Here is a 19,935-nt window from a genome sequence, read left to right as displayed (position 1 = left end):
TAGTTTATAAATAAAAAAGCCGGAACTCTGATAACTGAATTATCGTTGAGTTCCGGCTTCTTGCTAATATTGTATGTTTACTTGATGTTAGGATTCAGCGTATGCCAGTCCTTGATGGCAGGGATAATTCCCATTTCGATGACTTCGTCACGAAGTTTGCACAGATGTTCGTAGCTCTTTTCCAGTTCCTGCTGTTCGGCGGGAGTTCCGGCTACTTCTTTATAGGTAACACCGTCTTTAGTAATTGAAGTTTCCATTGCCATCATGATATGGTCGAATTTGCCGTTGGAAACATACGTTCCGGCAGGCCAGCGGAAAGGTTGTCCGCCCATAGCGGCAGCAATCATTTCGATAGAAAGATAAGCCGGGCTTTGGAATGAAGAACGTCCGCGAAGGTCGATGATGTGCTTTCCGCCTTGGATGACACGTACTTTCAGTGCTTCCCATTCGGTCAGCGGGAGACGGGTAGTACCGATGAAATCAGTCAGCGGTTCTCCTTTTACTTTGGTTGTAGATGCGAATACAGCCATTTGCTCGCCATGTCCGCCGTAGGTGCGGCAATTCTGAATGTCGGAAGCAGGAATATGGAAATATTTCACCAGTTCGTTCTGCAGGCGGGTGCTGTCCAGTGCAGCTAAGGTAGAAACCTGTGAAGGTTTCAAGCCTGAATATAATAAGGTAATCAGCCCGGTGATATCTGCCGGATTGAAGATGACAACGATATGTTTCACATTCGGGCAATATTGACGGACGTCTTTACCGAATTGAGCGGCAATTTCTGCGTTTCCTTTCAGCAAATCTTCACGAGTCATACCAGCTTTGCGGGCTGCTCCACCGGAAGATACGATATACGATGCTCCGGTCAATGCTTCTTTGATGTCGGACGTATAAGTAAGGTTGACACCTTCGAAGCCGCAGTGATACAATTCCTCGGCTACTCCTTCCAAAGCAGGAGCGAACGGGTCGTACAGACAAATATTCGGAGTGAGTTTCATCATCATGGCAGTTTGCGCCATATTAGAGCCGATCATTCCGGCAGCTCCTACAATCGTAAGTTTCTCGTTGGTTAAAAATTCCATAAAGCTATCTATTTAAAGGTGAATAATCTGTTATTTCTTTTTGTCGCTACAAAGATAACACATTATAGTCCCGATTGTTCATAGTAAATAGTTTTGTACGATAACGAAAAGTTATAGTAACTTGATAGAAAGTTCTGTTCAAAATAGACTATCTTTGTATTTAATAAGAGTAATAAAATAGAGTATAATAAGAATATGAGCATCGAATTAGGAAAATACAATCAGCTTGAAGTTGTGAAGGAAGTAGACTTCGGTATGTATCTTGATGGTGGAGAGGAAGGTGAGATTTTGTTGCCCACCCGCTATGTGCCTGAGGATTGTAATATCGGAGATTTTTTGAATGTGTTTCTTTATCTGGATATGGATGAAAGACTGATTGCGACGACGTTGACCCCGTATGTGCAGGTCGGTCAGTTTGCTTGTCTCGAAGTATCGTGGGTAAATGAATACGGGGCTTTTTTGAACTGGGGACTGATGAAGGACTTGTTTGTTCCGTTCAGAGAACAGAAGATGAAAATGCAGGTGGGACGCAAGTATGTGGTTCATGCGCACCTGGACGAGGAAAGTTATCGTATCGTGGCTTCCGCAAAGGTGGAACGTTATCTGTCGAAAGACAAACCGGAGTATGCTTCGGGCGATGAGGTGAATATCCTTATCTGGCAGAAAACAGACTTGGGTTTTAAGGCTATTATAGATAATAAGTATAGCGGCTTGCTGTATGAGAATGAAATATTCACTTCGCTGGAGACAGGGATGGAGATGAAAGCTTTCGTGAAACAGGTGCGTGAAGATGGTAAGGTAGACTTGATTCTTCAGAAACCGGGTTTTGAGAAGATTGATGATTTCTCGATAATATTGCTGGATTATATCAAAGAGCAGGGCGGACGAATCAATCTGAATGATAAAAGCCCTGCGGAAGATATTTATGATACGTTCGGTGTGAGCAAGAAGACCTTCAAAAAAGGAGTGGGCGACTTGTATAAGAAACGTTTGATTTCTCTGCACGAGGATGGCATTACTTTGGCGGAATCCTAAACAGAATAGGGAAATCCCTACATACGAATAGAGAGAATCATTGGGGTGGGGAGTTTCCTCGCCCTATTTTTGTGGTATAAGATTAAAGATATTAATAATAAAAAACTAGATATGCTATGCGTAAGATAATAATAAGTTTCTGTATCCTGTTCGCTGCTCTCTCCTTAAAGGCACAATCTATCAGCGGAATCCGTATCGACGGCGGAAACACTCCGATTCTTGTTTACTTTGGCGGAAATCAGATGTGCCTGCCGACTACTACTTGTTTCGTTGCCAACCTGAGATCGGGATATTATACTGTTGAAGTGTATGCTACCCGTTTTACCCGTCCGGGAGAGCGGGCATGGAGAGGGGAGAGATTGTATAATGAACGTGTTTATTTCGACGGAAATGGTGTAAAAGAGATAATGGTGGATGGACGTGACGAGATACGCCCGGACAACAGACCCGGACGTCCGGGACACGGTGTACATCGTCCGGATTATGACCGACACGACAGAGTGATGGACAACCGACTCTTCCAGACATTCCTTAGTAATGTGAAGAAAGAACCTTTCAAAGATGACCGCATAGCGTTGATAAATGCAGCATTGGCAAGTTCGGATTTTACTTCCGGTCAATGTCTCCAACTGACGAAACTCTATACTTTTGATGATGACCGGATGGAGATTATGAAGATGATGTATCCCCGGATTGTTGATAAAGAGGCTTTCTTTACGGTAATTTCTACGCTGACATTCTCTTCAAATAAGGATGAGATGAATAAGTTTGTTCAGAACTATGGAAGACGCTGATATTGGTTAACTAATTAAAAACGATACAGTTATGAAAAAGATACATATTATCCTGTGTTTGGCAGTAGGGCTACTGGTCAGTAGTTGTTTTACGAGCTACATATCTACCAAACAAGTGATGGGGATACATCAGGGAATGTCTCAACGGGAGGTAGAAGCTATTTTAGGCAAGCCCGACTATCGGCGGTTTGACGGAGATATGGAAGAGTGGGAATTTCATCGTGACGGCGGAACACCTGTCTTAACGAGCGAACCGATGACGATTGTCGTCCAATTTTCAAACGGTGAAGTGTCAAGTATGGATACATTCAGAGGTTACGGCAGACCTTCGCCGCATCCGGTCGTTGTCCCCCCGCCTGTCAGCAATACCGTTCAAGTCTTTCCCGGCAATGAACCGGTCAAGGAAATACGTTTGATGACTGAGAAGGAGTTTGATGCTTTCATAGATAAGTTGAAATTCACGATTATGAGTGATGACCAAAAGAAGTTGATTAACGGTATGCTAGGAAATCATGATGTCAATTCAACTCAATGTGTGGCAATAGTAAAAGAATTTTCTTATACTCCCGATCAAGTGGATGTGATGAAGATGTTGTATCCGTATGTAAGGGATAAGCAGAATTTTAACAAGGTGATTGATATCTTATTCACTAATATATATAAAGATGAGGTGCGTAAGTTTATCAAGGAGTATCATCAGAATAATAAATGATAGGAGGTTGAATTATGAAGCGAATACTGTTTTTACTCTTTGCTGTCGGTCTGGGTGCCAGTATGACCGTGATGGCTGGAATGAGTACCAGCAAAGTGCGTAAGGAAACACGTTTTCTTACAGATAAGATGGCATATGAGATGAATTTGAGCACTCAACAATATAATGATGCATATGAGATTAATTACGACTTTATTTATTCTGTCCGTAATATAATGGATTATGTGGCACGTGGCTATGAATGGGCATTGGATGATTACTATGAAGCATTGGATATTCGTAATGATGATCTTCGTTGGGTATTGAGTGATGTACAGTATCGCCGGTTTATGGGAGCTGATTATTTCTATCGGCCGATATACGTAACCGGAGGAAGATGGAATTTCCGTGTTTATGTCAATTATCCGAATCGTAGCTTGTTCTATTTCGGAGTACCTTATCATTATCGTACTTATTGTGGAGCACATTATCGCCCGTATATCCATCATACAAGTTATTATCGGGGGCGGTATAATAATTTCCACCATTATTCTACGCCGCATCGGGTGAGGGATGAGAGAGTATATCACTCTTATCGCCGTTCGGATTTTGGGTCGGTTCATTTTCGTCCGAATTCTTCCAATCGTCCGCACAATGCGCCTACCCGTCCGGGAGTTGCTGTACGTCCGGGGAATTCTTCCCGTCCGGGTTCATCGACTACTACTCGTCCGGGGACGTCAACCCGACCTGGAACAACAACGCGTCCCGGTTCCTCATCGCGCCCCGGCAATTCTTCACGTCCCGGAACGTCAACAGGTTCTCGTCCCGGAACAGAACATAGACCATCAACTTCTACCAGACCATCGACTCCGTCCGGGAATGAAAAACCGAATAAAGAGGTTAAGCCTGATAGAAACAATAACAGAGGCGAGGGAAATTCCCATCGTCGACCGGAGACGAATTCAAGCTCAACTGGCTCAAGTCGTAGACCAACAAGTGGAAGCTCTACTACTTCAAGTTCCAATCGTGAAAGTGGACGTACAAATAATAGTTCAACGGGAAGCTCAAGCAGACGAAGTGAAAGTCGTTCCTCTAATAGAAACGGCAGTTCCGAAAGAACCAATAGTTCTTCCAGTCGGATAACCGATAGTTCCAGCCGTAGTAGCAGTAGCACCAGTTCCAGCCGGGGTAACAGAAATTCCGGTTCCGCCCGAAGCAATAGTAGCTCCAGCCGGAGTAATGTTTCCAGAGGACAAACAGAAAAACGTTCTTCTTCAGGAAGTACGAGAAGCAGTAACACAAGCTCTTCCCGTTCATCTGAAAGAGGTAACGGTTCAAGAAGATAACCTATTCCTTTATTATTAATATCATTATCATTGCTCCTCAGCGGTAGGAGAACTAGACTCCGGCTTCTCGCCGGCTAGACTATTCCGGGCATCGCCCGTAACTTGGATATCGGGGCGGATAGTATCCGCCTCGATTTCACTTATCAGCCCTTTCTGTGCGAGACGTCCGGCAATCAGTTTATAATAGCCTTCCATAGTCTCTTTCAATTGTCCGTCTTCGGTGAAGGAACTGCGGAAATGCTTTGGCTTGGGAATGATGGAAGCAAGGAAGATACTTTCTTCGGTATTTAGTTGTGAAGGACGTTTATTGAAGTAAAAAGCGGAAGCTTCCCGGATGCCGTAAATAAGTGGTCCCCATTCGGCAATATTCAGATATACTTCGTACATCCGTTCTTTAGAAGTCAGTCTTTGGCTTTCTATAAGCCATACGATAAGCGCTTCTTCCAGTTTACGGGCAAAATTCTTATTTCTGTTCAGGAATACATTTTTCACTAGCTGCATCGTAATCGTACTTCCACCACGGGCAAAACGTTTTACTTGCAAATCATAAATCAACGCTTCACGTAAGGCATCGGGCAGAAAGCCATGATGATAAAAGAAAGCTCCGTCTTCACTTTGCATCATGGACATTCGCAGGATAGGTGAAATGCTGTCCAAAGGAGTGAAATGCTCCCAAGACGGTCCGATGGGGAAAGTGCGTACCGGTATTCCGTTTTCATAAGCCGTATATATAAATTCTCCTGACATCTTGGAAAGCGGCGTGGTGCCGAATTCTATAATCCGGAAATTCTTCTCTTTCAGTTCCGATTCCAGTTTAAGACTGTCCGGTTGGGCAAAATCAATATCCAGCAAGAAGTGATAAGCTAATTCGCCGCTGGTCTTCATGCCTTCCAGGTTGTTGAATAATCCTTTGGGTAAGGAACTGAACAGGTTATCTGCCGGAAACCATGATTTATCGACTGCTGCGGTGAAATGCCAGTTTCCTTTTTCTTTTTCGGCACGTAAGTAAGGGTGAAACTGGAGTTTGTTGAATGCGACGGTGGTAGTGCTGTCCAGTTCGAAAGCATGGTTGCTCACATTCATTTCATAGCTAAGTTGTCCACGGTCAAGATGGATAACTTCGGGAGAGAGGGCTTTGTGATAAACATCCAATCCGTTTACTTTGGCTTTTCCATTAAGAAATAGTTGGTTATCGGCGCGTTTCTCTTTGGTCATGCTATAAGACAGGGTGTCGAAAGTGACTTCTGCTCCAAAACGGCGGGCAATATAAGGTAGTGATACTTTCTTTTTCGCCGGGGCAAAGAGAGTTGCTTTTAATGTATGCACTTTTCTGTTCAGTTCTCCTGTCGCTTGCCATTGTTGTTGTGAGAGCGTATCTTCCTGAATCTTAATCGCTGATTGGAAGCGATTATTCTCGATAACGAAAGACGGGATATGTACTGCAACAAAATTGCTATCTTTGCGTTCGGTTATATCAAGGTTGATAAGTTGTCCGTTTTCGGGCAGGAAACCGTAAATCAGGTTTAATATCCGGTCAATGCGACCGGCATAGTTGCTTTCTATGACTGGTTCCGGTTCTGCTTGTTGCTGTCGTTTTAGAAAAAGAAAGTCGTAGTTGGCTATTGTGTCGCGCTTGATAAAGTTGATTGCCAGACCATCCATGCGAACGTTGCGTACTTCGATATTTCCTTTAAGTAATTTCCAAAAGTTTAGTTTTACGTTGACAGATTGTAACTCTAGGAGAGTATCGCGCTGCTCGGGTACGGCAGAAAGTCCTTGCAAGACAATCTCGTTGCATCCTTTCATTTGCAGTTGCTGATAATGAAGTCGCAAACCGTGAGTTTGTTCGATACGTGCGGTGCGTTTATCAACTATATTACGTAAAATGACATTGCGGAATCCGTAAAGGCAGATGAGGCTGGTAAACAGGATACCGATGGCCGACAGAATGACAATTCTTTTTTTACTGGATGTTTCCATCTTCTTTTCTTGATGTAGTAATCGTTGCAAAGGTAGATAATAATTCGGGCAACAAAATGTGAATTGGCTCATTTTTAGAGCTATACATCTATTTTTGGCACTTATATCCGACTCCACACCTAGCCTTGTGCCATAACTTTTAGTTATACTTTTGTTAATTATCTCTTGGAATGGTGTGAAATTTTCCACACCATTGTGCTAAATGTGTAGCGACATAAGGATGTACCCAAGTTCCTTGTAATTCAGGAATTCCACCTCTAACTATCTGAATTAAAGCCGAAGTCGGAATTCCGACTTCGGAAGATAATTCAAATAGATACTCTTTTGTTGTCTGATTAGAAAGATAATGTTTCATTTCCTTTCCAGCAGACTTACATATAGCAGTACCATTAATGTATCCATCTAACAACCTTTGTTGGATAACATTGTTATCTATTTGCCTATCAATAAAGGCAAATGTCATTTGAAAGTTTGGTTCTTTATCAGCCATATTTGTTTCATTTATACTTATAAATAAAAAAGCTCTTCCTAGTTGGTGTTAACTGGAAAGAGCCTGTTTCTTTTTCGACCGCTAAGATAGCAATTATTTTTCAATCTTCCACTTTTGTCTCATACTTTTTTTTGATTTAGTTTATTAATAATGCGTTATTTTTATCTCTGTAAATAAATCCTTTTTGTGATAAACTACATAATACTTTCTCGTAGTTTTTCTTACTCATGCCCAATTCTTTACATTGTATTCCATTATAAGTTGTTATTTTCCCATGAAATCTTTCTGCCTTTCCAAGTAAAAATGAATAAACGACTAAATCATTACCCTTCAATCCAGTTTCCATTTCTAATTTAAAATATGTGCTATTTTTAATTTTAGGCAATATGTATATATTATTGTCGCAATCTAAAATGTTGGAATGAATTAAATAACGTAATCTAGCTTTTACCGTATTTATAGATAATGATAAATCTTTTGCTATTTTATAAGGTGATATTTCATACAAAGTAGAATAATTATACTCGTCAAAATATTCCATTAGTGTTTCTTGATTAAAACTACCTTCATAATCAAAGACACTTTCGATTTCTGATATTGATTTATAAACTAGATAAGAGTATATAATCTTATCATTAATTTCCGGCAGATTCTTATTGCCGAAAAGACAAGTGTAAAATATAACATTCATTGCAACTAAATTGACGCAACTATTATACAAAGCGACAGGGGAAAGTAGTTGCGGACTCTTTCGACAGGTAGCTACTCCATGTCTACCCCTGTTCACTTTGCAAATATACTAATTGCTTTTGGTTAAGCAAAATATTACTGTCAATTTAGTAGTAGGCATATGTCAATTTAGTAGTATAGTGTGTCAATTTAGTAGTAGGGTAAACTGTCAGTTTAGTAGTAGGCATTGTGTCAGTTTAGTAGTACCAATACTAAATAATATACTAAATTACATATCTAAATTAAATCAAAATACATCTAAAGACATTTTCAAGCAAAATGCCTATTGATGTTGATGTTTAATTATAACTTATTTACATGTTGCTACTCCTATTAATATCCAAACTAGAACACAAATGACTAATACTATACAACCGCCAGTACTCATGGGTTCTTCCGCTTTTTTCTTTTCTTCTGCTTTTATTCTAAGCATATTATAATAACCTTGTTTTTCATATTCACTCAATGGAGATGTTTTAAGTTGTCCCGGCTTACATTGGCATCCACAATTTAAACAGGTTATTTTCACATCTCCACTACCTATAAATCCTGCTAGTAATCCGACTCCACCTGTTAATACTGCTCCTGCAACTGCTTTTCCTGCCCCAAAGCCCTTTTTATTGGCTGTAAGTTGTGTACTACCGCAAACTGGGCAATACAGTTTATCTTCTTGTGTCTCCATGTTTGTTTCCATAATAATTGATTAATAATTATCCATCATTTCAAGTTGTTGTTTTTGTTCTAAACTACCTTGGAACTGTTTTTGCCTAGCCTTACCATCTATTGTGTGATATTTACCATCAGAACTAATTGTAGGCTTGTAGTTAGGGTCAGTAGAATAACCTCTTGAAGTTCTAATTTCATCATCGTCGTCCATTGCTTGTTCTTTTTCGTATTCTAATACGGAAATCGAATCGGCTACTTTAATTGAATCTTGTAATGCTTGTTCAGGATTGCTTTTCTTCATATTACAGCTAGAGATGAACAATACTGATGCTGCAAGGATAAAAATCTTTTTCATAACACTTGTGTTTTATTGGTTAATACTAAAAAATAATGTTTCTAATCTATTAGCATTAATCTCACGCATATATATGAAAAAGGCGTAGAGCTAATGCCTAACGCCATCGAGGGCTACCACACCCTACTCACTTATAGGCAAAAGTCCACGCCAGTATATTGGCGTATAAACGCAATACACCCATAAGTGAGTTCAAATAGCCTTATTGCTTTCAAGGTGGTAGTTCGATGGCGATTAGGCTATAATATGTAAAAAGCGTACCACCTATTCGATGATACGCTGCAAATATAAGAATAACTTCATAAATTACAAACGGTTAATCCTTCTTCTTTTTCTGTTTGGGCATCTTTGTAGATACTGATACGATTTCTTTCAGACCTGCAACCTTCTCCGGGTAAGGATACTTTTTAAGTGTTTCATTCATTCCTTCTAGAATTTCCTGAAATTCCTCTTCGGAGATTTTTTGTTTCTTCATCTCCCAATAGGCTTCTGCTATACTATTAAACTTTTTCTTTCCCATAATTAAGCAACATTACGCAAAAGTAAATTAAATCTTTGAGAATCGGTGAAATTCCGAGTGTTAAATCGGAAAATAAATTCATCAATATACTTTTGCAAATGTTTTTTGCTTACTCGAATATACGTTCCTAACATCATTCTGTCAAAATGCGACCATACATTTTCGATACCATTAGTGCTAACCATTATTATCTCTCCAAACTCAGTCGCATAAGTTGTACCGTAGAAATGGCTCTCATGGTCAACAGACCTTTGTTCATATTTTCCATGTAAACCGTTATAATCCCATCCATCGGTATATACAACACTTCCTTCCTCAACACATTCTTTAATGATTGGGACTAATGTTTTGCATTGGGTATTAGGAACGACTTTAGCTATTACCTTTCCATCTCTTTCTAATATTCCAAATACAGGGACTTTATCCTTGTAACTACGTCCTTGACATTTTTCTACTTTCTTGTCTTTATGGCGATTCTTGTTTTTACCACCTACAAATGTTTCGTCTATCTCAACTTCACCCGATAACTTAGAATTATTTACATTTGCTTTTGCAGCGAACTCTCTAATTTTCATAAGCATATGCCAAGCGGATTTTTGAGTTATCTCTAAGATACGAGCTAATTGACACGAAGAAATGCCACCTTTATCCGCTTGGAACAAAAACATTGCAAGTAACCACTTTGTCATAGGCAATTTGGTATTTGCAAGTGGAGTACCTGTTTTTACATCGAAGTATCTTCCAGTATTCTTGCATTTATATTTCCCATTACCACATTTGTACACCTTAGATGTCGGGTCAAATGGTGATACTATCTTGCCGTCCCATCTCATTTTCTCAAAGTACTTGATAGCTTTTTCTTCACTTGAAAGAGCTTCTGAGAACATTGTGTATAAACTCTTGCCTTTCATAATGTCAATGTTTTAACTACCTAAATATACTAAAACTCAACGACATATGCAAGTAATTTGCCACATATTTTCAGAGAAGTTCTTCAAGGATGCTAAAAAACATCCTTGCAGAACATACAGAACTATTACCGTTTATAAACTATAAACAGTATTTTTGCAGAAATATAAACACAGAAAGTATGATAACCCCGCAGATGAAAGACCAGCTTTTAGATTATATTGTTAACAACGATAATATTCGCATACCGATTGATTGCAATTTAATGGCGAATGAATTGAATACCACATCAATTTGTATTGAAAAAATGATAAATCAGTTTGCACGACTTAACTTATGCAAAATAAACATACATTATGGAAGTACATACGATATAACTGCACAAACAGAAGCCGATGATATGTTATTTCGTGGTGGATTTACCTTTCAAGAAGATATTTTAAATTCTAATTTAGATAAATTGGCAGCAGAGTTAAAGCATTTGTCGGGAAAAACATCTGGAGAAACATTAGATAGTGTGCAAAAAATGGCTTCTATTGTTGGCTCAATATCAACAGCTCTTCCATTTATTAATGGAGAATGAAGCATTTCTACACCATTCAACAAATTTATCCACTAGTGTGTTAAAATTGGGAACGTCTGCATCAATAGGCATACTATCTGTATAAACTATAGTATCACCTACTTTTACAGTCCTTTCCTTTTTATAAAAGAAAGAACCACTATCATTATAAATATACTTTATTGTAATAGTTATTACTTCTTCTTCAATTTTCTTTTCCATAATCTTTAATTTTTAATTGTTATTACTTTTTGTTATGGCCTAACTAATTGGTGTCGGGTCGTATATAAGTGCCCTATTTTTTATTTGTGTGTTCGCTTATAAGCGTACAACTGTTCATTTCCGTACACCTGATTGTTTGATGTTCTCGCTGATTATTAGATAGTTATCTATTTGGCACGTCCATTGCATTTATATAGCCGAAAGCGGAAAGCAAAAAAAGAAGAAAAAAGTTCAGAAAGTTGCAACCGTTTGAGGTGGACGTTCCGTCTAACATACAGAAGAGCAAAAACAGAATGTTGAACAATAAAAAATATACAATTATGAAAACTACAGTATTATTCAGAATAATCGTTTTAGTTGCTATGGTATTTGCAGGTATTGCTAATGCGGAAGTGAAAGCACAAGACAATAACTTCATTACTAATGAAGAAAAAGTGGGTGATCTTGTTGTTTCGAAGGTGATTTACAGACTGGACGGTTCTCTTTACCGTCACATGAAATATGATTTTACTTATGACGATCAGAAGAGAATGTCTGCAAAAGAGGCTTTCAAATGGGATGCTGCCAGTGAAAAATGGACTCCGTACTTCAAGATAAACTATACCTATACTTCTAATGAAATCACATTGGTATATGCACGTTGGAACGACTCTCACAAAGCTTACGATGCATCGGTAGAAAAGAGCGTATATGAACTGAATGATGCTAATATGCCGATAGCTTATATGAACTACAAATGGAATGACTATAAATGGACTGAAGAAGCCGGTGCCAACTGGGCTATTAATACAGCTACACCGGCTATGAATGAAGCCAGTCTGTTGATTGCCGACAGATAAAATATATGGAGTTGTGAAACTCTTTTTTCTCTCTCTAATTTAATTTGCATTAAAAAGACGGTGGATGTCCTTTTCGGGATAATCCACCGTTTATAATTATCTGAATAAAGTATTATCTATTTCAGTCTATCTACGCAGCGTTTACTTGACGAGCGGCAAATATTCTCCATAACCTTCTTCTTTCATCTTTTCTTTTGGGATAAAGCGGAGTGAAGCACTGTTAATGCAATAGCGAAGTCCGCCTTTGTCTTTTGGACCGTCTGTGAATACATGTCCCAAATGAGCGTCACCACTTTTACTGCGTACCTCTGTCCGGAGCATTCCATAAGAAGAGTCTTTTTTCTCTGCAATCAAGTCTTTTTGAATCGGTTTGGAGAAGCTAGGCCATCCACAACCCGAATCGAACTTGTCAGTGGAAACAAACAGTGGCTCACCGGTAGTGATATCGACATAAATACCCGGGCGATGCTCGTTCCAGTATTCGTTATGGAATGCTGGTTCAGTAGCGCTTTTTTGAGTAACAGCGTATTGTTCTGCTGATAGCTTTTTCCGTAAAGTTGCATCATCCGGCTTTTGATAACTCTTCGTTTGGGGAGCGTTGGCCTTTCGTGCCATTTCGAATAAAGCCGGATTGATATGACAATATCCGTTTGGATTTTTGTCCAAATAATCCTGATGATAAGTTTCTGCCGGATAGAAGTTGGTCAGTGGCTTCACTTCTATGGCAATAGGGCTTCTATATTGGGTTGCCAGCACCTGAATAGCCTGATTAATGACAGGCACATCGGCTTTATCGGTATAATAAATTCCTGTTCTGTACTGTGTACCACGGTCATTGCCTTGTCGGTTGAGACTAGTCGGGTCGATTGTTTTAAAATACAAATCGAGCAATAAAGTCAAATTGACGACTTCGGGATCATAGACCACTTTCACCGTTTCGGCTGCATTCGTCTTTCCCGAACATACCTGTTCATAACTAGGATTATCTACAATACTGTTGGCATATCCTGCCTGAGTACTTTCTACTCCTCTTATTTGCTTCAGAAAATGTTCTGTTCCCCAAAAACATCCCCCTGCGAAATAGATTTCTGCTTGATTTTTCATTGGTTTAGCAACTCCTAAAAATATATTACTAATCATCAGAATCACTAAGATAATAAAATGTTTCATATCCGTTGGTTCTTTTTATAATAACGAATAAACCAACGGATATGTTTTAGAGGAGTTGTAGCTTTTTTCATGCGATGGAAATTTCTTCCCAATCTTCTACTGTCCGTGTGACGGATGAAAAGTTCACTCCGATGCAAACCACTTTTCGTTTGTCTGCCAGATAAGGTTTGGCATAGCCGGTCTTCTCTATTTGTTCCAAAGCTTCCTGTGCTGTTCCGTCCATTTTGAATTCAAAGATATAGACGTAGTTCTCCATCTCCAGTGTGCAATCCACCCGTCCGTAGCTTTGGCGGTCTTCGCAATGGATGGCATTGCAATATACCCCTATGAGTCGAAGCAATAGATAGAAAGTGTATTGAAAATGTTTCTCAGTGATATCCATATCCTTCAACGATCCGTGTGAATCATAGGGAATACTTGCCAGGAAAGAAGTGAGCGAACGGCGGAATGTATCTGTGTCGCCTCGTTCAAGATCCATTACGGCTTCCGTTATCCAACTCGTCACTTCCTTGCTCTTCGGCTTCATATAGCTGGCTGCCAACACGGACAAAAATCCTTCACGTACTTCATTATTCGGAAAATCGAGCAGATAGGTTCCCATTCTTTTGTTATACTCCTTGATGGTGAGGTATCCACTTTGGTAAATCATCGGTAGGGGTTGTTCTACGTTCGCCTTATAGTCTACAAATAAGGATGGCTTATAGAACTTTCCTGTCAGTTCGTTCATCTGTTCACGGCTGTGTTGCAGCAGGCGTATCAGATAGGTGGGGGTACCGGTGGCAAACCAGTAATCACGAATCTGTTTCTTGTTGAATGCGTTGAGTATGCTGAACGGGTTATAAATATCCTTCATGGTTCTCCCAAAGTGATAACCGTCGTATTGGCGTTTCAACCATTCCTTCATTTCTTCTACGGTGGTTTGTTCTGACTCTGCCAGTTCCAAAATTGATTCGGTGAAATAACTTTCTATTTCTTCTTGTGTGATTCCGCACAATGATTCATAGCGTTCGTCCATACTGATGTCGTCCGGTTGGTTGAAACCGCTGAATACACTTACTTGCGAGAATTTCGTGACTCCCGTCAGCAGTACGAATTTCAGGTACTCGTCGGCTCCTTTGAAGGTAGAATAGAACGACTTTAGAATTTCCCTGTGATGATCCTCGAGCAGTCGTTTTTCTCCTTCGTGGTTGCGTGTAAAAGCTCCGGTGTCCAGCACATCGAGGATGGGTTTGTCATATTCATCAATTAGCACTACGGCGCGCTGTCCGGTCTTTTGGTAGGCACGTTGTAACACTCCCTTGAAGCGGTCGCCTGTGGTGGTTTCAAGAGGGTCTTTACCATATTCAACTTCCCATTTGGCTATGTATGTTTCGATGCTTTTTTCCAATTCTCCTTCACGGGTGTAGTTCCCGCCATTGAAGTCCACGCGGAAGATAGGATATTGTAACCAGTCCTTTTCAAGATTAGCGATTGCGAGTCCCTCAAAGAGTTCTTTTCGCCCTTGAAAGTAACAGGCTAATGTGCTTATCAGCAAGCTCTTTCCGAAGCGGCGGGGACGGCTCAAGAAATAAGTTTTTCCATTCGTAACGAGATTATAAACCAAGTCCGTCTTGTCTACATAAACGAATCCGTCTTCGCGTATTTGGTCGAAACTCTGTATTCCAATAGGATATTTCATCTTTTCATTAGCTTTTTATGAATCACTAGACGAAGATACATGAAAACGGGCATAAATGCAAACGATTAAATGAAAAGGTCAAAGATATGCTTGACATCCATGTAGAAGATGACAAAAGATTCTATTCCGTGCTCTAATGAACAAAACAGTACTGTTGTGAATTAATACGTATGATATCAGAACTTATCCGGCATTACATGTTTAATAGAGTATCACTTCCGGTTGCATTGAAACAAGTTCTTGGGGACACCATCCTACCGGTGCATAACCGCTACAAGTCGGTTCGCAGTACGTAAACTTTCTGTTATTAATGATTAGTGTCTGCCCACCTGTTTCTTTGTGGAAGCAAATAGCCATTGCCAAATGACCGGGATAATAAAGCAGTACGGTATCCAAATGTAGCAGGTCGCGGATTAGGTTTGAGAATAAGATTGCCCTGTCCTCGCAGTCACTATATGGATAATAAAGAGTTTCGTCGGCGAAGAACGGGCGGTCACCTCCCCATATTTCGTCATCGTAACCATAGGTTAGAGATGTTTGTACAAAGTTGATGAGGATATTGGCAGCCTCCTGTTCACTTTTTCCGCTTATTGCTGTTTGTAAAACGGGGTATAGCTTCTCTTTTATTGTTTGACTAATCGGTGTTTGGGCATAAAAGCGCCATTTGGTAGTGCCGTCATTATTAATATATGACTGTGGATAAGTGTTGTAGAAATCGAGCAAGTTTTTATTGAATACCAGTGTCACGCTCAATGAATATTCTCCTTTTGATTGCAATATTCGTGCGGGCAGGGGATTTTCGTCGAATCGTTGTTCTCGGTTTACTTCTAAGGATAACTGCTGTTCTTTTGGAAAAGCATTGTTGTATATATAAAGTCCGTTTTCCTTATAGTGAAGCGGGTAGAATTGTTTTCCGTCTATATCGAAAAAGTTCATATTATAGATAATATGGCGGCTGGCTACCAGCATGTAAAGTCCGTTGCTTTTAGAACGTCCCAGTCTTACTTGATAGCCGGATTGATGAAAAAGGAAAGCTTGCAGTAATGTGGCTTCCGGAGTTCCTGCGCCCAAAAAGCTATTTGCCAATTGTTCCAATGTATTTAGGTATGCCCAGTCACACAATTGATAATTGGCGCGTATCGCCAAGCATTCTTTAATGAGGTTGTTATATGCAGTGCCGGATAGAAGTTCCCATGCATCTGCCACATCTGCTTCTCCCGTGCTTTGCAAGGTGAAGCGGTTGTTTTCATTAAGACGTACCTGCATTTCAGTTCCGTAGCTGCGAAAATGAAAGTTTCCTTCAGTTTGCTTCATTTCAGGAATAGGAGCAATAGGCGTCGGTTGCTCAATGACAGGAGGGGTGTTGAAAATGGCTCTATAAGGAGTTATTTTTTCTTTTAGGGATTGTCCTTTATCCAATGTCGGGGGAGCGGGAGCCGGCATGGGCGGATCGGGCTGTATGGGCATCAGTAATCCCGGTTTTGCTTGATGCCATACCCATGCTTTCCGCATAAACTCTGCGTAATCCCGATTTGCTTTTTGCCGGAAATCATCATACTCAATGTTTTTTTGTTGCTTGAAAGCTTCGTATTGTTCCCTGAATGTATTATTCTGAGCTAGACAATAAAAAGGACAAATCGCTAATAATAATGTGAGATTCAGATACTTCATATCAAGGAGTTATTAAATTTATTATGCATAATGAAGCATAAGGTCTGCTTTCTTCTTTAGTTCTTTTTTATTTCTATATCCATCCTTTTCATCCCCATCTTTTCATCTCGTTTTCTACATTTTCCCAGCCACTTGGAGAAATCCTCATAACTTAGTTGACGGGGAAGTGATGAATTTTGCTGACTGTCTAAGGCTTTAGTGAAAGGGTTGGGTGAGAAAATAACATAAACTTGATTGTGCTCTATTGTTCCGCTGCAAGTAAGTGTATATTCATCGACGAGAGATTTTGTATCTTTGGCAAGCTTTGGTGAGAAGAACACATATTTTTCTCCATGTTTCACAGGCTGTTGTCCGTTTCCGTCACTTTGATAGGGGAGCAGGCAATAGGCAGTAGGTGTTTGGTCTACCAAGTAAACTGCTATATAGCCGTCGGTAGGAGCTTGAAAGAACAAGAACATGTCGTCGCCGTTACGAAAATCCACACTGGCAAACTTTTCTTCCGTTCCGTTGCGGAGTATCAGTGCCGTAAAGTCTACAGCTTTGTTGGTGATGGCACGTGCTTTTCCGCAGACAGAACATTTAATAACCAGCATCCCTTGTTCATAGTTGATTTGATATTCCGGTTCTCCTTGGTCTTCCAACCATTCGCCTTTTACTTCGCTGTTGCTAAGTGAGAAGAAATGACTGTCTGTTTTTCCATTTTCGTTCTGCATCAGAGTGGCGTTACTTTGCGAAACAATCGTTCCGAATTCATCTGCCAAGGCTTGTATTTTTGCTCGCTCCAAGGCGATTTGTTTTGCTTGTTCCAGTGTTTTGTCTGCCGGGGCATAATAAGTGTATTCCCCACAGACCTTCTCCGTCTTTTGGGCGGAGAGGGTGAGCGGGAAAATTAATAAAAATAACAAAGAAGTGTATTTCTTCATTTTTACCAGTTCAATAATTTGTCGAGTTGCCCTTTTAGTTGGTCACCTTGTTTTTCTAAGTCTTTGCGGATGGCTTTTTTAGCCGCTTCTTTAGCCATCGCACTATTGTAAGCGATGCGGGTTAGTACTTCTTTATTCTTATTACTTAGAGTACGATATACTTCCATGACAGGAAGAATACGTCCGATACTTTGTGAAATCAGATTTTTGCTAGCCATTACACTTTTAGTGACGGTGGCTGCTTCTTCGGCGGACAATTGCTGGTTGGAGACTTGATTCTCTACCAAAGCGGTGATTTCAGTTTGTATTTGTCCGGCTAGATTTTGCTTGGCTAGCTCGAGGGCTTGCATCTTGGCACCGTCGTAGTTCTCACCGATACTCATGGCTTCTCCCATCAAATATTTAGGATAGCCTGATTCATCATATTCATATTGCATATTATATGACTTATCGAGCTGCTTGTCGATAGGAAGTGCTCCCGGTGCAGTTTGCCATCTTTCTTTCTGAAGCTTTTTAGCTTCTTTGCGGGCGGATTTAGATGCTTTCTGTTTGAGTTCGGCACGGGTCATTTTAGCGTTTTCTTTTCTTTCTTTGGCTAAATCATTGGTGGACTGGGCGTAAAGGCTTCCTGCAGTCATGGCAAGGAAAGCAAGGCAAAGTAAAATAATCTTTTTCATGATGATGTCTTTTTTATAATAGATAATTTTGTTCTGTTTTGTGATTAGAATGAAGAGACAGGACGGACACGTAATCTACTCTTTTTGTTATATTGCCCGACGTATGCATTGCTGGGATTATATCTCCAGGCCATTTCTTCATTATATTCGGAAGATGTCCAATAATCTACTTCGTGGAAATTAGAGAAGTTATCTTGTTTGACACTACTAATCAATCCGGCGCTATATGCCATTCCTAACCTTGCCATCTCTCCGATGGATGGTAGATACCAAAATCCGTCTCTTGAAGAATCACAATTTAGTGCAGCAGGATAATCTGTTTGTTTTAAATAGCTATTATGTTGTCTGCCTGTATAGTCTGTGAATGCATAGTATTTACCATTTATTTCCGGCCAACTGTTAAGATTCCATGGTTGAATATGTTCTTTTTCTGTCTGATAGTTATCATTGCCGTCATGCGGTAGATATCCATTTTTGATATATCCGTCTACTGAAGAGTAGTTAGGGATACCTTCTACATCAATATAATCTCTGTCTATCCAAAGGTAGTCTCCTTCTATATCATTTAATGCAACAATTCTACCATGCTCAGATGCTTTTAATGAGATATTAATATCACCGTCTTTTTCATCACTCAAAGCAAAAATAATACCTATGCAGACTTTTTGGCTATTATATTCTGTAGACCATGTGCCGTCTTTATAGTAGTAATCTCCAATTTGAGCTTTGGTGATTTCCCCCATGTGTGCATCTGTTCTGTTGATGATGATTGGGTACGTATATTGTTGCCCTTTTTCCCATTTGGTAGCAGGCATTTTAATGACATATAGTCCTTCATCGATGGTTAATACTAATTCAACATCACCTTCTGTTATTTCTGTGGGAATCACAAGTATATCCACCTTTTGTTCTGTAGAGTTATTGAGGGTATAGTTCGTGGATAATATAACAGAAGCATTTTCCTTTACATTCGGAGTAATTGTTCCAGTGGTAATATCCATTGTTCCAGTGGTGGAAATCGTTTTCTTTCCTAATGCATTTCTTAAAGTTATTTTGTTTAACACTCCATTGCCTGCGTCGTTCTTGTCCCTTTTGATGGCAAAGGTGATGCGTGCCAATGCATGCTTGAATGTAATCTTTGCTGTCGGATACGTTGCGTCTGCTTCTCCTTGTCCATATAGGTAATCTGCTTGACCACCTATAGCTTCATAGACGTTAGGGGTGATGTTTACAAATGTGCTCTTGCCAATGGTGGCTTTTTCATTATAAGGGTAATAAGCGTAAATGGTTGCCTTTTGTTCGGACAGAATAAGTGGATTGTCAAAATACCATTTATTGTTATATACAGCTTTCATATTCCAACTTCCTTCTGCATAGTCTTCCCCTTCCGTATCTGAAGCATATACTCCGATTTGTTCTCCGCCGGAGAAAGAAGTCGACTCTATAACGGAGCGGGTTTGAATACCTGTTGTGATTTCTAGTATACTGCTTTTGTTGCTGTTTTCTTCTTCATAGTTTTCGCTACAAGAACAATAAGTTATTATACTCAAGCAGAGAAGTAATGATTTTATATTTGCTTTCATGAGTTCTATTCTATTT

Annotated in this window: 21 protein-coding genes; 6 read left to right on the top strand and 15 right to left on the bottom strand. The window is 39.8% G+C overall.

Annotation, left to right across the window (positions count from 1 at the left end):
- Positions 1–77: 77 nt before the first annotated feature.
- Positions 78–1,079, bottom strand: coding sequence for a malate dehydrogenase (locus BacF7301_RS01510; protein ID WP_022139418.1), 1,002 nt, complete (start codon positions 1,077–1,079; stop codon positions 78–80).
- Between the two features lie 195 nt (positions 1,080–1,274).
- Between BacF7301_RS01510 and BacF7301_RS01505 the strand changes: the two genes are divergently transcribed.
- From BacF7301_RS01505 to BacF7301_RS01490, 4 genes are all read left to right on the top strand, one after another.
- Positions 1,275–2,114 carry a CvfB family protein gene (locus BacF7301_RS01505; protein ID WP_167959659.1) on the top strand — a complete coding sequence of 280 codons (840 nt, stop codon included), beginning with the start codon at positions 1,275–1,277 and terminating at the stop codon, positions 2,112–2,114.
- Positions 2,115–2,230: 116 nt separating this feature from the next.
- A complete protein-coding gene (locus BacF7301_RS01500; RefSeq protein WP_167959658.1) occupies positions 2,231–2,908 on the top strand; it encodes a proline and serine-rich protein 1 family protein in 678 nt (225 codons plus the stop codon).
- Between the two features lie 31 nt (positions 2,909–2,939).
- Positions 2,940–3,620: a proline and serine-rich protein 1 family protein gene (locus BacF7301_RS01495; RefSeq protein ID WP_167959657.1), complete on the top strand. Its 681-nt coding sequence runs from the start codon at positions 2,940–2,942 to the stop codon at positions 3,618–3,620.
- A gap of 14 nt (positions 3,621–3,634) precedes the next feature.
- Complete coding sequence (locus tag BacF7301_RS01490; protein ID WP_167959656.1) at positions 3,635–4,945, top strand: hypothetical protein; 1,311 nt, start codon at positions 3,635–3,637, stop codon at positions 4,943–4,945.
- Between the two features lie 27 nt (positions 4,946–4,972).
- Here BacF7301_RS01490 and BacF7301_RS01485 read toward each other — a convergent pair whose 3' ends face one another.
- The 7 genes from BacF7301_RS01485 to BacF7301_RS01455 all read right to left on the bottom strand — a co-directional run bounded on the left by BacF7301_RS01485 (position 4,973) and on the right by BacF7301_RS01455 (position 10,596).
- On the bottom strand, positions 4,973–6,925 hold the full coding sequence (locus BacF7301_RS01485) for a biosynthetic peptidoglycan transglycosylase (RefSeq protein ID WP_167959655.1): 1,953 nt from the start codon (positions 6,923–6,925) through the stop codon (positions 4,973–4,975).
- 154 nt (positions 6,926–7,079) lie between these two features.
- Positions 7,080–7,415: a KilA-N domain-containing protein gene (locus BacF7301_RS01480; RefSeq protein ID WP_167959654.1), complete on the bottom strand. Its 336-nt coding sequence runs from the start codon at positions 7,413–7,415 to the stop codon at positions 7,080–7,082.
- Positions 7,416–7,551: 136 nt separating this feature from the next.
- Positions 7,552–8,106, bottom strand: a complete 555-nt coding sequence (locus BacF7301_RS01475) for a hypothetical protein (RefSeq protein WP_167959653.1) — start codon at positions 8,104–8,106, stop codon at positions 7,552–7,554.
- Between the two features lie 348 nt (positions 8,107–8,454).
- Positions 8,455–8,838, bottom strand: a complete 384-nt coding sequence (locus BacF7301_RS01470) for a hypothetical protein (protein ID WP_167959652.1) — start codon at positions 8,836–8,838, stop codon at positions 8,455–8,457.
- Between the two features lie 9 nt (positions 8,839–8,847).
- Positions 8,848–9,165 carry a hypothetical protein gene (locus BacF7301_RS01465; protein WP_167959651.1) on the bottom strand — a complete coding sequence of 106 codons (318 nt, stop codon included), beginning with the start codon at positions 9,163–9,165 and terminating at the stop codon, positions 8,848–8,850.
- Between the two features lie 316 nt (positions 9,166–9,481).
- On the bottom strand, positions 9,482–9,685 hold the full coding sequence (locus BacF7301_RS01460) for a hypothetical protein (RefSeq protein WP_167959650.1): 204 nt from the start codon (positions 9,683–9,685) through the stop codon (positions 9,482–9,484).
- A gap of 2 nt (positions 9,686–9,687) precedes the next feature.
- Positions 9,688–10,596, bottom strand: a complete 909-nt coding sequence (locus BacF7301_RS01455; protein ID WP_167959649.1) for an IS1595 family transposase — start codon at positions 10,594–10,596, stop codon at positions 9,688–9,690.
- A 179-nt stretch (positions 10,597–10,775) separates the two neighbouring features.
- On the opposite strand from BacF7301_RS01455, the gene BacF7301_RS01450 reads away from it, so the two are divergent.
- Positions 10,776–11,177 carry a hypothetical protein gene (locus BacF7301_RS01450; protein ID WP_167959648.1) on the top strand — a complete coding sequence of 134 codons (402 nt, stop codon included), beginning with the start codon at positions 10,776–10,778 and terminating at the stop codon, positions 11,175–11,177.
- On the opposite strand, the gene BacF7301_RS01445 is transcribed toward BacF7301_RS01450, so the two are convergent.
- Positions 11,145–11,378 (bottom strand): hypothetical protein, encoded by a 234-nt coding sequence (locus tag BacF7301_RS01445; protein WP_167959647.1) that lies wholly within the window; start codon positions 11,376–11,378, stop codon positions 11,145–11,147. The genes BacF7301_RS01450 and BacF7301_RS01445 overlap by 33 nt on opposite strands.
- A gap of 320 nt (positions 11,379–11,698) precedes the next feature.
- Here BacF7301_RS01445 and BacF7301_RS01440 point away from each other — a divergent pair, with 320 nt between their 5' ends.
- Complete coding sequence (locus tag BacF7301_RS01440; RefSeq protein ID WP_167959646.1) at positions 11,699–12,217, top strand: DUF3836 domain-containing protein; 519 nt, start codon at positions 11,699–11,701, stop codon at positions 12,215–12,217.
- A 141-nt stretch (positions 12,218–12,358) separates the two neighbouring features.
- Here BacF7301_RS01440 and msrB read toward each other — a convergent pair whose 3' ends face one another.
- The 6 genes from msrB to BacF7301_RS01410 all read right to left on the bottom strand — a co-directional run bounded on the left by msrB (position 12,359) and on the right by BacF7301_RS01410 (position 19,919).
- Positions 12,359–13,387: a peptide-methionine (R)-S-oxide reductase MsrB gene (gene msrB / locus BacF7301_RS01435; protein ID WP_167959645.1), complete on the bottom strand. Its 1,029-nt coding sequence runs from the start codon at positions 13,385–13,387 to the stop codon at positions 12,359–12,361.
- 67 nt (positions 13,388–13,454) lie between these two features.
- On the bottom strand, positions 13,455–15,065 hold the full coding sequence (locus BacF7301_RS01430) for an ATP-binding protein (protein ID WP_167959644.1): 1,611 nt from the start codon (positions 15,063–15,065) through the stop codon (positions 13,455–13,457).
- A 201-nt stretch (positions 15,066–15,266) separates the two neighbouring features.
- Complete coding sequence (locus BacF7301_RS01425) at positions 15,267–16,736, bottom strand: transglutaminase domain-containing protein (protein WP_167959643.1); 1,470 nt, start codon at positions 16,734–16,736, stop codon at positions 15,267–15,269.
- 56 nt (positions 16,737–16,792) lie between these two features.
- Positions 16,793–17,659: a DUF4384 domain-containing protein gene (locus tag BacF7301_RS01420; protein ID WP_167959642.1), complete on the bottom strand. Its 867-nt coding sequence runs from the start codon at positions 17,657–17,659 to the stop codon at positions 16,793–16,795.
- 2 nt (positions 17,660–17,661) lie between these two features.
- A complete protein-coding gene (locus BacF7301_RS01415; protein ID WP_167959641.1) occupies positions 17,662–18,336 on the bottom strand; it encodes a hypothetical protein in 675 nt (224 codons plus the stop codon).
- 44 nt (positions 18,337–18,380) lie between these two features.
- Complete coding sequence (locus tag BacF7301_RS01410) at positions 18,381–19,919, bottom strand: fimbrillin family protein (protein WP_167959640.1); 1,539 nt, start codon at positions 19,917–19,919, stop codon at positions 18,381–18,383.
- Between the last annotated feature and the right edge of the window lie 16 nt (positions 19,920–19,935).

Origin of the sequence: Bacteroides faecium (assembly GCF_012113595.1) — a bacterium.
GTDB classification, from domain to species: Bacteria; Bacteroidota; Bacteroidia; order Bacteroidales; family Bacteroidaceae; genus Bacteroides; species Bacteroides faecium.
This window is presented reverse-complemented; position numbering and strand designations above follow the sequence as displayed.